This window comes from Pseudomonas fluorescens, from assembly GCF_902497855.1.
GTDB classification, from domain to species: Bacteria; Pseudomonadota; Gammaproteobacteria; order Pseudomonadales; family Pseudomonadaceae; genus Aquipseudomonas; species Aquipseudomonas fluorescens_BI.
Genome location: NZ_CABVHU010000006.1, coordinates 174,935 through 187,584 on the forward strand (window position 1 = coordinate 174,935; position 12,650 = coordinate 187,584).

The 12,650-nt window shown below is 54.3% G+C and carries 9 protein-coding genes, 1 tRNA gene and 1 pseudogene; 10 read left to right on the forward strand and 1 reads right to left on the reverse strand.

Features of this window, described 5'->3' with window-relative positions; all coding sequences use genetic code 11:
* The first annotated feature begins 17 nt into the window (after positions 1-17).
* From rplT to F8N96_RS14465, 6 genes are all read left to right on the forward strand, one after another.
* The gene (gene rplT / locus F8N96_RS14440) at positions 18-374 is read left to right on the forward strand and encodes a 50S ribosomal protein L20 (RefSeq protein WP_007905879.1); all 357 of its coding nucleotides are present in this window, start codon (positions 18-20) and stop codon (positions 372-374) included.
* 109 nt (positions 375-483) lie between these two features.
* Positions 484-1,500: a phenylalanine--tRNA ligase subunit alpha gene (gene pheS / locus F8N96_RS14445; RefSeq protein WP_017337673.1), complete on the forward strand. Its 1,017-nt coding sequence runs from the start codon at positions 484-486 to the stop codon at positions 1,498-1,500.
* Positions 1,501-1,526: 26 nt separating this feature from the next.
* Complete coding sequence (pheT, locus tag F8N96_RS14450; protein ID WP_150798357.1) at positions 1,527-3,908, forward strand: phenylalanine--tRNA ligase subunit beta; 2,382 nt, start codon at positions 1,527-1,529, stop codon at positions 3,906-3,908.
* Between the two features lie 3 nt (positions 3,909-3,911).
* The gene (gene ihfA, locus F8N96_RS14455; RefSeq protein ID WP_002553164.1) at positions 3,912-4,214 is read left to right on the forward strand and encodes an integration host factor subunit alpha; all 303 of its coding nucleotides are present in this window, start codon (positions 3,912-3,914) and stop codon (positions 4,212-4,214) included.
* The gene (locus tag F8N96_RS14460; protein ID WP_003179985.1) at positions 4,195-4,551 is read left to right on the forward strand and encodes a MerR family transcriptional regulator; all 357 of its coding nucleotides are present in this window, start codon (positions 4,195-4,197) and stop codon (positions 4,549-4,551) included. Before ihfA ends, F8N96_RS14460 begins: the two co-directional genes overlap by 20 nt.
* An 89-nt stretch (positions 4,552-4,640) precedes the next feature.
* Positions 4,641-4,717 (forward strand) — tRNA-Pro (locus tag F8N96_RS14465).
* A 691-nt stretch (positions 4,718-5,408) separates the two neighbouring features.
* On the opposite strand, the pseudogene F8N96_RS14470 reads toward F8N96_RS14465, so the two are convergent.
* A pseudogene (locus F8N96_RS14470) lies at positions 5,409-5,578 on the reverse strand (IS66 family transposase); the annotation flags it as partial.
* Between the two features lie 527 nt (positions 5,579-6,105).
* On the opposite strand from F8N96_RS14470, the gene F8N96_RS14480 reads away from it, so the two are divergent.
* From F8N96_RS14480 to F8N96_RS14495, 4 genes are all read left to right on the forward strand, one after another.
* Positions 6,106-7,317 (forward strand): ImmA/IrrE family metallo-endopeptidase, encoded by a 1,212-nt coding sequence (locus F8N96_RS14480; RefSeq protein ID WP_150798359.1) that lies wholly within the window; start codon positions 6,106-6,108, stop codon positions 7,315-7,317.
* Positions 7,318-7,319: 2 nt separating this feature from the next.
* Positions 7,320-8,468: a beta family protein gene (locus F8N96_RS14485; protein WP_191635350.1), complete on the forward strand. Its 1,149-nt coding sequence runs from the start codon at positions 7,320-7,322 to the stop codon at positions 8,466-8,468.
* A gap of 317 nt (positions 8,469-8,785) precedes the next feature.
* Positions 8,786-10,756, forward strand: coding sequence for an ATP-dependent nuclease (locus F8N96_RS14490; protein ID WP_150798361.1), 1,971 nt, complete (start codon positions 8,786-8,788; stop codon positions 10,754-10,756).
* Positions 10,757-10,767: 11 nt separating this feature from the next.
* Positions 10,768-12,645 carry a UvrD-helicase domain-containing protein gene (locus tag F8N96_RS14495; protein WP_224794100.1) on the forward strand — a complete coding sequence of 626 codons (1,878 nt, stop codon included), beginning with the start codon at positions 10,768-10,770 and terminating at the stop codon, positions 12,643-12,645.
* Positions 12,646-12,650: the final 5 nt, after the last annotated feature.

Sequence of the window (12,650 nt, forward strand, 5' to 3'; positions counted from 1 at the left end):
AATAGAGGAAGTAACTCATGGCTCGTGTAAAGCGTGGCGTCATTGCCCGTAAACGTCACAAAAAAATTCTGAAACTTGCTAAAGGCTACTACGGCGCTCGCTCGCGCGTATTCCGTGTTGCCAAGCAAGCGGTAATCAAGGCAGGCCAATACGCCTACCGTGACCGTCGTCAGAAAAAACGTCAGTTCCGCGCTCTGTGGATCGCTCGTATCAACGCTGGTGCACGTATCAACGGCCTGTCCTACAGCCGTTTCATCGCCGGCCTGAAAAAAGCGTCCATCGAGATCGACCGCAAGGTTCTGGCTGATCTGGCAGTGAACGAAAAAGCGGCGTTTGCTGCGATTGTCGAGAAAGCTAAAGCCACCTTGGCTTAAGTACCCCCGACAGTCACCCGGCCTCACCTCTGTGGGGCCAGGTGTTAAACGTCATAAATAGGGGAAGAGCCTTCAAGCTCTTCCCCTATTTTGTATCTGGAGTCTGTACATGGAAAACCTGGATGCGCTCGTCTCTCAAGCACTAGAGGCTGTGCAAAGCGCTGAAGATATCAATGCCCTGGAGCAAATCCGGGTTCACTACCTTGGCAAGAAGGGCGAATTGACTCAGGTGATGAAGACCCTGGGGAATCTGCCGGCAGAGGAGCGTCCGCAAGTCGGCGCCCTGATCAACGTTGCCAAGGAGCGTGTCACAGAGGTTCTCAATGCGCGCAAGGCACTGTTTGAAGAGGCCGACCTGGCCGCCAAACTGTCCGCCGAGTCCATTGACGTGACCCTGCCTGGCCGCGGCCAGACCTCGGGTGGTCTGCATCCGGTTACCCGCACTCTGGAACGTATCGAACAGTTCTTCACCCACATCGGCTACGGCATTGCCGAAGGCCCTGAGGTCGAAGACGACTACCACAACTTCGAAGCGCTCAACATCCCAGGCCATCACCCGGCCCGGTCGATGCATGACACCTTCTATTTCAATGCCAACATGTTGCTGCGCACCCATACCTCGCCGGTACAGGTCCGCACCATGGAATCGAAACGACCGCCGATCCGCATCGTCTGCCCGGGCCGTGTGTACCGCAGCGACTCCGATATCACCCACTCGCCGATGTTCCACCAGGTCGAAGGCCTGCTGGTCGATCGCGACATCAATTTCGCCGACCTCAAAGGCACCATCGAAGAGTTCCTGCGCGTGTTCTTCGAAAAAGAACTGGCCGTGCGTTTCCGTCCTTCGTACTTCCCGTTCACCGAGCCATCCGCTGAAGTCGACATGGAATGCGTGATGTGCAGCGGTAAAGGCTGCCGTGTCTGCAAACAGACCGGCTGGCTGGAAGTCATGGGCTGCGGCATGGTTCACCCCAACGTGCTGCGCATGTCCGGGATCGACCCGGAAGAGTTTTCGGGCTTTGCCTTCGGCATGGGCGTCGAGCGTCTGGCCATGCTGCGTTACGGCGTGAACGACTTGCGTCTGTTCTTCGACAACGACTTGCGGTTCCTCGCGCAATTTCGCTAGTCGTAACGAATTCTTAGGAGAGCAGGATGAAATTCAGTGAAAAATGGCTGCGTGCCTGGGTTAGCCCGCAGGTAGGTCGCGACGAGCTGGTTGCCCGTCTGTCGATGGCCGGTCTTGAGGTCGATAGCGTGACGCCGGCCGCCGGCGAATTCACCGGTGTGGTGGTGGGCGAGGTGCTGAGCACCGAGCAGCACCCGGACGCCGACAAGCTGCGCGTGTGCCAGGTCAGCAATGGCGCGGAGACTTTCCAGGTAGTATGCGGTGCACCCAACGTGCGCCCGGGCCTGAAGATCCCGTTCGCCATGATCGGTGCCGAACTGCCGGGCGACTTCAAGATCAAGAAAGCCAAGCTGCGCGGCGTCGAGTCCAACGGCATGCTGTGCTCCCAGGTCGAGCTGCAAGTCGGCGAAGGCAACGACGGCCTGATGGAATTGCCGGACGATGCACCGGTCGGCGAGGACATCCGGGAATACCTGGGCCTGGACGACTCGAGCATCGAGGTCGACCTGACCCCGAACCGCGGCGACTGCCTGTCCCTGGCCGGCCTGGCCCGTGAAGTCGGCGCGCTGTACGCCACCGAAGTCACCCGTCCGGTCATCGCCACCGTGCCGGCCGTGCACGACGAAGTGCGCTCGGTTGAAGTGCTGGCGCCCGCCGCCTGCCCGCGTTACCTGGGTCGCGTGATCCGTAACGTCGACCTGTCCAAGGCAACGCCTTTGTGGATGGTCGAGCGTCTGCGCCGTGCCGACGTGCGCAGCATCGACGCCGCCGTCGACATCACCAACTATGTGATGCTGGAACTGGGTCAGCCGCTGCACGCGTTCGATCTCGCCGAAATCAATGGCGGCATCCGCGTACGCATGGCCGAAGAAGGCGAGAAGCTGGTGCTGCTCGACGGTCAGGAAGTCAGCCTGCGTAGCGATACCCTGGTGATCGCCGACCACACCCGCGCGCTGGCCATCGCCGGCGTCATGGGCGGCGAGCACAGCGGCGTCGACACCGCGACCACCCGCGATGTATTCCTCGAAAGCGCATTCTTCGACCAGATCGCCGTCGCCGGCAAGGCCCGTTCCTATGGCCTGCACACCGACGCCTCGCACCGCTACGAGCGTGGCGTGGACTGGCAGCTGGCCCGTGAAGCCATGGAGCGCGCCACTGGCCTGCTGCTGGAAATCACCGGCGGCGAAGCCGGCCCGATCATCGAAACCGTCAGCGAGCAGCACCTGCCGAAGATCGTCCCGGTCACCCTGCGTGCCCAGCGCATCACCCAGATGCTCGGCATGGAAATGAACCCGGCCGAAGTCGAGCGCCTGCTCAACGCCCTGGGCCTGACCGTTTCCGCGGACGGGGCAGGGCAGTGGCGCGTAGAAGTGCCAAGCCATCGCTTCGACATCAGCCTGGAAGTCGACCTGATCGAAGAACTGGCCCGCCTCTACGGCTACAACCGTCTGCCAGTCCGTTACCCGCAAGCCCGCCTGGCACCGCAAGCCAAGGCTGAAGCCCGTAGCGACCTTCCTGAACTGCGGCGTCTGCTGGTAGCCCGTGGCTATCAGGAAGCGATCACCTACAGCTTCATCGATCCGAAACAATTCGAGTTGTTTAATCCGGGTGTCGAACCCCTGCTACTGGCCAACCCGATCTCCAACGACATGGCCGCCATGCGCTCGTCGCTGTGGCCCGGCCTGGTCAAGGCACTGCAGCACAACCTGAACCGCCAGCAGGATCGCGTCCGCCTGTTCGAAAGCGGCCTGCGCTTCGTCGGTCAGCTGGCAGGCCTCAAGCAAGAGCCAATGCTCGCGGGCGTCGTCTGCGGCAGCCGTCTGCCGGAAGGCTGGGCCCAAGGTCGCGATGTCGTCGACTTCTTCGACGTCAAGGCCGACGTTGAAGCAGTGCTGGGCTTCGCCGGTGCCCTGGATTCGTTCACCTTCGTGCCGGGCAAACACCCTGCATTGCACCCGGGTCAAACCGCGCGCATCGAACGTGAAGGACGCCTGGTCGGCTTCGTCGGCGCTATCCACCCCGAACTGTCGAAAACCCTCGGTCTCGACCGTCCAGTCTTCGTCTTCGAGCTGGTCCTGGCTGAAGTGGCATTGGGTAAAATGCCTAAATTCCAAGAGTTATCGCGCTTTCCTGAAGTGCGACGTGACCTGGCCCTGATTGCGCACAAGGACGTCGCGGCCAGCGCCGTGCTGAACGTAATCCGTGAGAATGCAGGCGAATGGCTGACAGACCTCAGGCTATTTGACGTGTATCAGGGTAAAGGCATTGATCCTGATAGAAAAAGCCTTGCAGTCGGCTTGACCTGGCAGCATCCATCGCGCACTCTTAATGACGATGAGGTGAATACCACGACACAAAACATCCTCACCTCGCTCGAACAAAGGTTGGACGCCACGTTAAGGAAGTGACGTATGGGGGCTTTGACGAAAGCTGAGATGGCGGAACGTCTGTATGAAGAGCTGGGCCTGAACAAACGGGAAGCCAAGGAATTGGTCGAACTGTTTTTTGAAGAAATCAGGCACGCGCTTGAAGACAACGAACAAGTCAAATTGTCCGGTTTCGGCAATTTCGACCTTCGGGACAAACGCCAGCGGCCTGGCCGCAATCCGAAAACGGGGGAAGAAATCCCGATCACGGCTCGCCGTGTGGTCACCTTTCGTCCAGGGCAGAAGTTGAAGGCCCGAGTTGAGGCTTATGCTGGAACCAAGTCATAACGACGAGCTTCCCGTCATACCCGGCAAACGCTACTTCACCATTGGTGAAGTCAGCGAGCTGTGTGCGGTAAAACCACACGTGCTGCGCTACTGGGAGCAGGAGTTTCCTCAACTCAACCCCGTCAAACGCCGCGGAAACCGCCGGTATTATCAGCGCCAGGACGTGCTGATGATCCGGCAGATCCGCGCGCTCCTTTACGATCAGGGGTTCACCATCGGCGGCGCACGCTTGCGTTTGTCCGGCGATGAAGCCAAAGATGACACCACCCAGTACAAGCAGATGATCCGGCAGATGATTGCCGAGTTGGAAGATGTGCTGGTTGTGCTCAAGAAGTAATTTTTTGCTTTAAAATACTTCCAGTTTTCAAAAGCTTGGGATATATTCTTGAGCGTCCTTCGAGATGAGGGACGAGTTTCACGCCTAGTCGGGGCGTAGCGCAGTCCGGTAGCGCACTAGCATGGGGTGCTAGGGGTCGAGTGTTCGAATCACTCCGTCCCGACCATATTATTCAATGACTTAGCCCAATCTGAAAAGGTTGGGCTTTTTCATGCCTGAAAAATACTCCCACATTTACTCCCACGGATATCTTGGATCTTAATAGCTTTACCATTTGAGAGGCTTGGTTGTGTTCGAGTCTCGTCCGCTGCGCCATATTTGCTTCCACTAAGGCCCACTGAACGCCTGGAAGCTACGGAAATAGCGGCGTTGAGCCGCTTTTAAGTGGGAGTTTTTGGCGAAGTAGCTTGATCAGGCTGCTTTTGAGCTCAACGACAGGACAGTAGTTGACCGAATCCAACAGTTTCTCAGCGAGTGCGAGGTTAGCTGGCTTATTGTCAAACTGAGTGAGCCAAAGTTTAGCCTTTTCCTGCTCCTAGAACTGTGGCAGCGCGATAATATCTATTGACTGTAAAGCGCCTAGTTTCGTCCCGTCTTCACCAATGGGGGCTGCCTAGGGCGCAGAATAGTGAAATCAGGAGGGCGATGCTTGCCCGAAAATTTCAATGCAAGCAGCCAGTGGTGCATGAGCGCCAAGGCCGCCGATCAGGGTAATGGGTCCTCAGGCACGACCTGCGAGAAGCATTGGGCTCGTCCCTGGTGAACCTTGGTGATTTGGTATGCGTCCGGGCCTCCGTCTTGCTTAACTAAGCCGATTACCATCTGTGCGGTAGCAACTCGGAAATCTCACTCGCCCCCTACGTCGGTATGCGCGTGAGTGCATCCTTCAGATGGCATACGGGTCATGCCCGTTGAACCGTGCCGGTTGGATCAGACTCATGAGCGCTACCGCTCGTTTGTCGCTGGGCAGTGAGCCGGCAAGTGGCCAATTCTTGCGACTCCGCGCCCACGGCCGGATCTGGTTGTCGGGTTGTCAGGCACGGTTACCGTCATCCAACCCCCCTAAGAACCGTGCATGCGAGTTTCCCAGCACGCGGCTGAAGCCTCCACAAAAGCAATATTAACTAAGCGGGGTGCGGGGGGGGGTCTTCCTAAAGGAGCATGTGTTCTGCTAAAACGAATAGCGATGGTAAAAGGCCATGACTTGGCCGTGTTCCCATATTGGGAATATAAATTGACGATGGCCGCTTTCCGACGTATTCTAATCCCAAATTGGGAACACATTTATGCATCTTTTTGGTAGGGACAAGCTCGAAAGCCTCAGGGGGCGAGAGAGGGCTACAGATCTTTGGGTGTCAGCCTGGCTTTCAGAGGTGTGTCATGCGGCGTGGGCCGGACCTGGGGATGTCTTGACGCAATTCCCAAAGGCACTAGAAATAGGCTCTGGTAAATACCGTTTTTCAGTGTCTTCAGGGCTGTATGTTATAGAGGTGTTTGTGAGCTTTCCGCAAAAAGTCGTTTTGATCACCGGTTTGGTAAATATAGAAGATGCAAATGGATACTAGGGTAATTCGCACAGAAGAGCAGCATAGAGCTTACTTGGATGAACTCCATAAGCTCATGACTCTTATGCCGACCCCTGGATCTGAAAACAGTGAGCGTCTTGAGTTACTTATCGTGCTGATAGAGGCATATGAGAGCAAACGCTATCCCGTGGAGCTACCTGATCCCGTTGATGCCATTATTTTTCGTATGCAAGAGAAAGGGTATAAACAGGCCGATCTTATACCCTATTTTGGAACGCGAAGTAGAGTTTCAGAGATATTGTCGAGGAAAAGACCATTAACTGTCCCGATGATCAGAGCCATCTCAATCGGGTTAGGTATTTCAGCAGAAACACTTATAGGTGTGGGTGATTCTGAAAGCCAAAAAACAAAAAATGACATTGATTGGTCCAGATTTCCCGTTAAGGAGATGATTGCAAGGGGGTGGATCCAAAAGTTTGCTGGAAAAGTATCGCGCTCAACTGAGGATATTGTTCAAGAGTTTATATCTCAAATTGGATGGCAGTTCGGGGATACGGCTTTCAAACGCTCACTTGCTGGGGATGCTTATTCACCCACAACTAAATATGCTCTTCATGCATGGCTTGTAAGGGTGATTCAGAAGTCTCGTGAAAAAAAATCTTCAATCGGTGTTTTTAGTGAAAGTGTCATGTCAGCTTCTTTTTTACAAGAAGTTGCTCGCTTAAGCTGGTTCGATAATGGGCCTTTGCTGGCGGTAGAGTTTTTGCAAAAAAGTGGTATCGCCCTGATAGTGGAGCCTCATTTGAAGGGTACATTGTTGGATGGGGCAGCTTTAAAGGATGTAGATGGACGACCTATAATTGGTATGACATTGCGTCATGATAGGCTGGACAATTTTTGGTTTACGCTGTTGCATGAGCTTGCTCATTTGTGGAAACACGTAGGAAAAAATGAAACCTTTCTCGATGATTTGGATGCTACATCTGAAGATAAGAGAGAAGCCGAAGCGAACCGCCTTGCTAGAGAGGCGTTTATTCCCCGTATTTTATGGCGGCGTAGCGAGGCATGCCTTGCTCCAAGTCGTGAAAATATAGATAAGCTATCAAGGGAGCTTAAAATTCATCCTTCTATTATCGCGGGTAGAATAAGGAGGGAGACGGAAAATTATCAGTTGTACAATGACCTGATCGGGCACGGGGATGTAAGACGTTTGTTTTTTAATAATTCAGAAGGTGAATGAAAATGCAATCAACTTATATTCCAATACTCAAGGCTAAAGAAGGAGAGTTAGACGCGTTAGGCTGCCTTTTTGAGAGCACAAGGAACAATCTTAAGCCTTGGTTTGACGTACCTCAGATTACAGACAAAGACAAGGAAAAGTTTAAAGGAAAGAATGTCTCAGTTGTAGAAGCGTTTCTTACAAATATTGCTCATGCCATCTCTAAGGTATGGAAGCACAGGGATGCTTATGTAGATTTGCCTTTATGGGCGCCTAACGCCCAGACTGAAGGTGGTGAACATGTAATCCAGTTTTTTTGTAAGCAAGCAGAATATTTTGGAGTGAGAGTTACTCCCGTTGTGGATTGTATGCGTTGGGATGATCCGATATATGTATACGCATTCAAAGGATTAACTCACAAGGCAGATAAGGAGGTCATTCTTAGGCTTGTGATGAATGTTGACTCTGCGGAAGAGATGGCCGAGGAAGATGAGTTTTTAGCCAGGCTGGAAGATATTGCAGCTACTCTTAACTATGATCCTCGTGCGACAGCAGTTATGATCGATTTTGGTGATGTCACATCCGCAAAGTATGAGATCCCAAAAATAACCACGCAGGCCGAGCGTGTAATTGAAATTTTTAGGCGTGCTGGGCATCAAAAATTTGTCGTCTCGGGTTGTTCAATAGGTGCTTATATTTCCTCGGTTGTTCCATTGCCGAGCACAGAGAAAACAGTTCCTCGCAAAGAAATGCTTGCATGGAAAAGTATTGTTTCTCTGCAAGGCTTTAAAGATGTAGGTTTTTCCGATTATGGTGTGAGGGGGCCTGGCTCTCTAGTGTCGGGTGGGGCAGGCAATCAGAACGGTAAAATTAGATATACCATTCAGGATGGCTACTTTATCGCCCGAGGCTATCAGTTAAAAACTGGTGAGAAGGGTGGTCAATACTATGGCCTTGCCCAGAAAATTATCGATTCTGGATATTATGAAGGGCCGGAATTTAGCTGGGGTGACAAAGAACTCCTAGATTGTAGCCACTGGGCGTTTAGAGGGTTGGCATCAAAGTGGATTGCTATTGATACTACTCACCATGTTGAGTATGTTTTGAAGGAAGTTGAAGAGTTTAAAAGGCAGCGTGTTATTGTTGAGGCTAGATCAGTTTCTGGTGTTTGATTTGAGTTTTTTAAGGCGTTCTAATATTAATAATAAATTTAGAGGTGCTGAGTTTCTTGCTCAAACGGAGCATCTTTGGGGGGGCTGCGATTATATCTGGATTTGCGTGTGATGGCTAAAGTACAAGACGGCTTCATAGCTTCCAACGGCAACACCAGTATGCCTGAACGAAGCCAATGTCTATTGGCTCAAAAAGGCATGGAATGATTTTCAGCGGTCTGAGTTGAGTATTCACCGATTAATCTATCGGTACAGCACTTGACCATCAAGCGACTACACCAAACAATCGAGACTCCAAGTCTGGAGGTCGTATAGATATGTTCATTGAGCGGCTCAATCTGATCAATTTCCGATGCTTCGGTCCTGAGGCGTTGACGATTGATCTCACGCCCGGTCTCACGGCATTCATAGGCGTAAATGGTGCAGGCAAGACCGCGGTGATGCAGGCGCTTCAGCGGCTCTTCGGCATCACCGGGGAGCATCGGCGTCTGAGGCTCCATGACTTTCATATTCCCGCCGATGAGACTACTGCGCCGGTCCAGCGTACCTTTGTGCTTGAGGCAATCATCGCTTTTCCCGAACTGGACAATGGAGGTGATGGGGTAGCTATTCCGGAGTTCTTCAACCAGATGGCCGCCGACGAAGCTGGCCGGCTGAAATGTCGACTTAGGCTTGAAGCAACCTGGACAGATGACGGATCACTTGACGGACTCATTGAGCAGAAATATCGCGCAGTTCGTAACCTCGGAGAATTCAACGAGGCTGATTGCATTGAGCTGAAGGCTATCGACCGCAATCGCATCCAGATGATCTATGTGCCTGCATCGCGCGATGGCGCATCCCAAGTAACGGCCTTTCTGCGTGGGCGTTTATGGCGTGCGATCAACTGGTCTCAGGGTGTTCGGGACACATTCTCCGAAGCCGGTGCCACACTGAATGGCGCCTTCGCCGGTGAGCCTGCTGTCGACCTCGTTGCAGCCGCTGTGCAGCGACGTTGGCAAGAGGTCCATAACGCAGGTACTGAAACGACTCCACTGTTTCGGCCAGTCGACCTGCGTTTTCAGGAGTTCATCCGAAAGGTCGAAGTAGTTTTCCATCCCGATATAGCAGGCCGTGAGCGCGCGCTCGACGAGCTGAGCGATGGACAGCGTTCGCTGTTTCATTTAGCGATGACGGCAGCAACGCTGGATGTCGAGGGCGGTATCGCCGATGACCCGGAGGCGGCTGGATTCCAGCCTGGCGGAGTGCCTCTGCCTGCATTGACGCTCATCGCGGTCGAGGAACCGGAAAACAATCTCGCTCCTTTCTACCTTTCACGCATCGTTCGGCAAATCGAAGATTTAACGAGCGGGAATCGAGCTCAGGCGGTTATTTCTAGTCATTCAGTGAGCATTCTTGCGCGAGTTGATCCGTCGCAAGTCAGGCATTTCCGTCTCGACCCAGCCAGCCGAACTGCCCGGGTTAGGGCTATTAAGTTACCGATCGGTCAGGAGGACGCATCGAAATTTGTGCGAGAGGCCGTCCGCACCTACCCTGAGCTTTACTTCGCCCGCTTTGCGGTGCTTGGGGAGGGCGCCACCGAAGAAGTGGTGCTGCCACGCCTCGCAGAGGCGATGGGCTTTGACATAGATCGTTCCTTCGTTGCCGTCGTTCCCCTCGGTGGGCGGCATGTCAATCATCTGTGGCGTCTCCTGACTGATCTCGACATCCCCTACGCGACGCTCCTCGATCTTGATTGGGGGCGTGACGGCGGCGGATGGGGCCGCATCAAGACAGCATGCGCCCAGCTTTTAGAAAATGGTGTTTCGCCGCAGGCAATCTTCGCACAGCCAGACCCTGCGGGGCCTGCATCAAATCTGGCTGTCTTTGATACGCACCTAATAACAGACTTCGTCGGTTTGACTAACTGGGCCACTTCATTGCGACGATTCAACGTGTTTTTCTGCTCTCCTCTGGATCTTGATTATTCGATGATGCGTGCCTTTCCTGCTGCGTACCAGGTTCTTGAGCCCGGTCGGCTGGGGCCGTCGCAACGGGGTGACCCACGTACGGCGGTGCTGGGCGACGAAGGTCAAGGCTACCTCTATGGTGCAGACCAAGATCAACTCTTGCGATGGTATCGCTATCTTTTCCTTGGGCGTGGTAAGCCCAGCACGCACGTCCGTGTTCTTAGTGCGCAGACATCCCAGGATTTAACAGCAGGCGCTCCAGAGGAGTTGCGGGCGATTCTGACATCCATTGCTGCCCGTCTAGCACCACCTGTACCACCCGCACCGCCAGTGCTTTGATCATGCCAATCATGCGATCACAAGATTGGCGACCAAGAGGTATAGATGACCTTGAGCCTGACGCGTGGCGCGCATTGAGCCAAGCCGGCTCGACCTGCGTTATAGCCGGTCCGGGCGCAGGAAAGACCGAGTTTCTCGCACAGCGCGCCGTTTATCTACTCGAAACGGGGTTATGCCCAGCGCCTTATCGCGTCCTGGCAATCTCCTTCAAGAGCGATGCGGCAGAAAATCTCGCCACACGGGTTCGCAAGCGGTGTCCGGCTGAACTGGCTAACCGCTTTACTTCGCTAACCTTCGACGCCTTCGCCAAAGGCTTGGTTGATCGGTTCTTGTCAGCTATTCCCGCTCACTGGTGTCCGACCCGTCCATACGACCTCGTATTCCCCTCTCGTCGGCAGAAAGAGGGGTTCTTGAACCTTTCCAGCAACACTGCTCCCCCACAATGGCGGACTGAGATCGCGGGCTTTCACGCTGAAAGTTTTGAAGCTCGTCATGTCGGTGCCTACCGTCTCCCTATCACGCAACAAGCGCCGCAATCAGGTGCGGAGTTCATCATCCAGCGCTGGTTGGCAGGACAGCTCGCAACGCAGCCCCGGTCCGCCCTCACATTTGTAATCATCAATCGATTAGCTGAATTGCTCTTGCGTTCCTGCCCGCACATACGGCGCGCACTCCAGTTGACCTATCCGTTCGTCTTTGTGGATGAATTTCAGGACACAACCTTCGCGCAATACGACTTCCTTCTCTCGGCATTTAGCGGCGGCGAAATTGCTGTGACGGCGGTCGGAGATGACAAACAACGCATAATGACTTGGGCTGGTGCACGAACCGATGCCTTTGAGCGGTTTGCGATAGATTTTGCTGCTACTCGCATTCAGCTACTTTTCAATTTCCGATCCTCGCCAGATCTCGTCCGAATCCAGCATGTCGTCGCAAGAGCGCTAGATCCCCATAGCGCTTTCACTGTGGCCCAGGCTGTGCGGCAGGTCGACGGCGATGTCGCCCAGGTTTGGAATAGTCCGACGATTTTGCGCGAAGCCGAATACCTTGCGCGGTGGCTCGCGACCGATATGGTAACGCGCGGCCGTGCACCTCGAGATTACGCAATCTTGGTCAAGCAAAAGTCCGACGATGTCGAGGCCGATCTTGCTGCGACGTTTGCCCAAGCGGGACTACGACTGCGAAATGAAAGCCACTCACTCGGACGCACAACTCTGCAGGATCTACTCTCAGATGAGTTCGCTAGGGTTGCGATCGCCCTATTTCGACTCGGTTCAACGCAGCGTGCTCCGGACGCATGGCAAATATGCTCTGCTGCCCTCTCGGCAGTGCGAGCGGTAGCGGACGGTGACGACATCACCGAAGCACGCACTGACGCCGAGCTCACAGCCTTCTTGGCGACGATGCGAGGGGAGATGAGAAATACTCCCCCGTCGGAGGTGAGTGTCACAACCTTCGTAAACCGAGTCCTGGCATTCCTGGATCTCTCAGCAGTAGCACGAACCTACCTTGAATATTCATCAGGCGATTTGCTCGCAATTATGGTCGAAGCCTTCCAGTTGCATCTCGCCGCTTCCGCGAGGGGGGCTGCGAACTGGACGATCTGTCTGGATACCTTTGAGGGCCTCGAGCAAATTCCACTGATGACCGTCCACAAGAGTAAGGGACTCGAATACGACACCATTGTCTTCGTCGGCCTTGATGATCAGGCTTGGTGGGCACACACACCAGGTAACGCCGAAGGCCTTGCAACCTTTTTCGTGGCACTCACACGTGCCAAGCAGCGCGCGATCTTTGCTTTCTGTCGAGAGCGCGGCCAGCGGCGTCGTGTGGCGGAGCTGTATCAGCTCTTGAGCGACGCTGCCGTTCCCGAGATCACTACAGACTAGTGCCG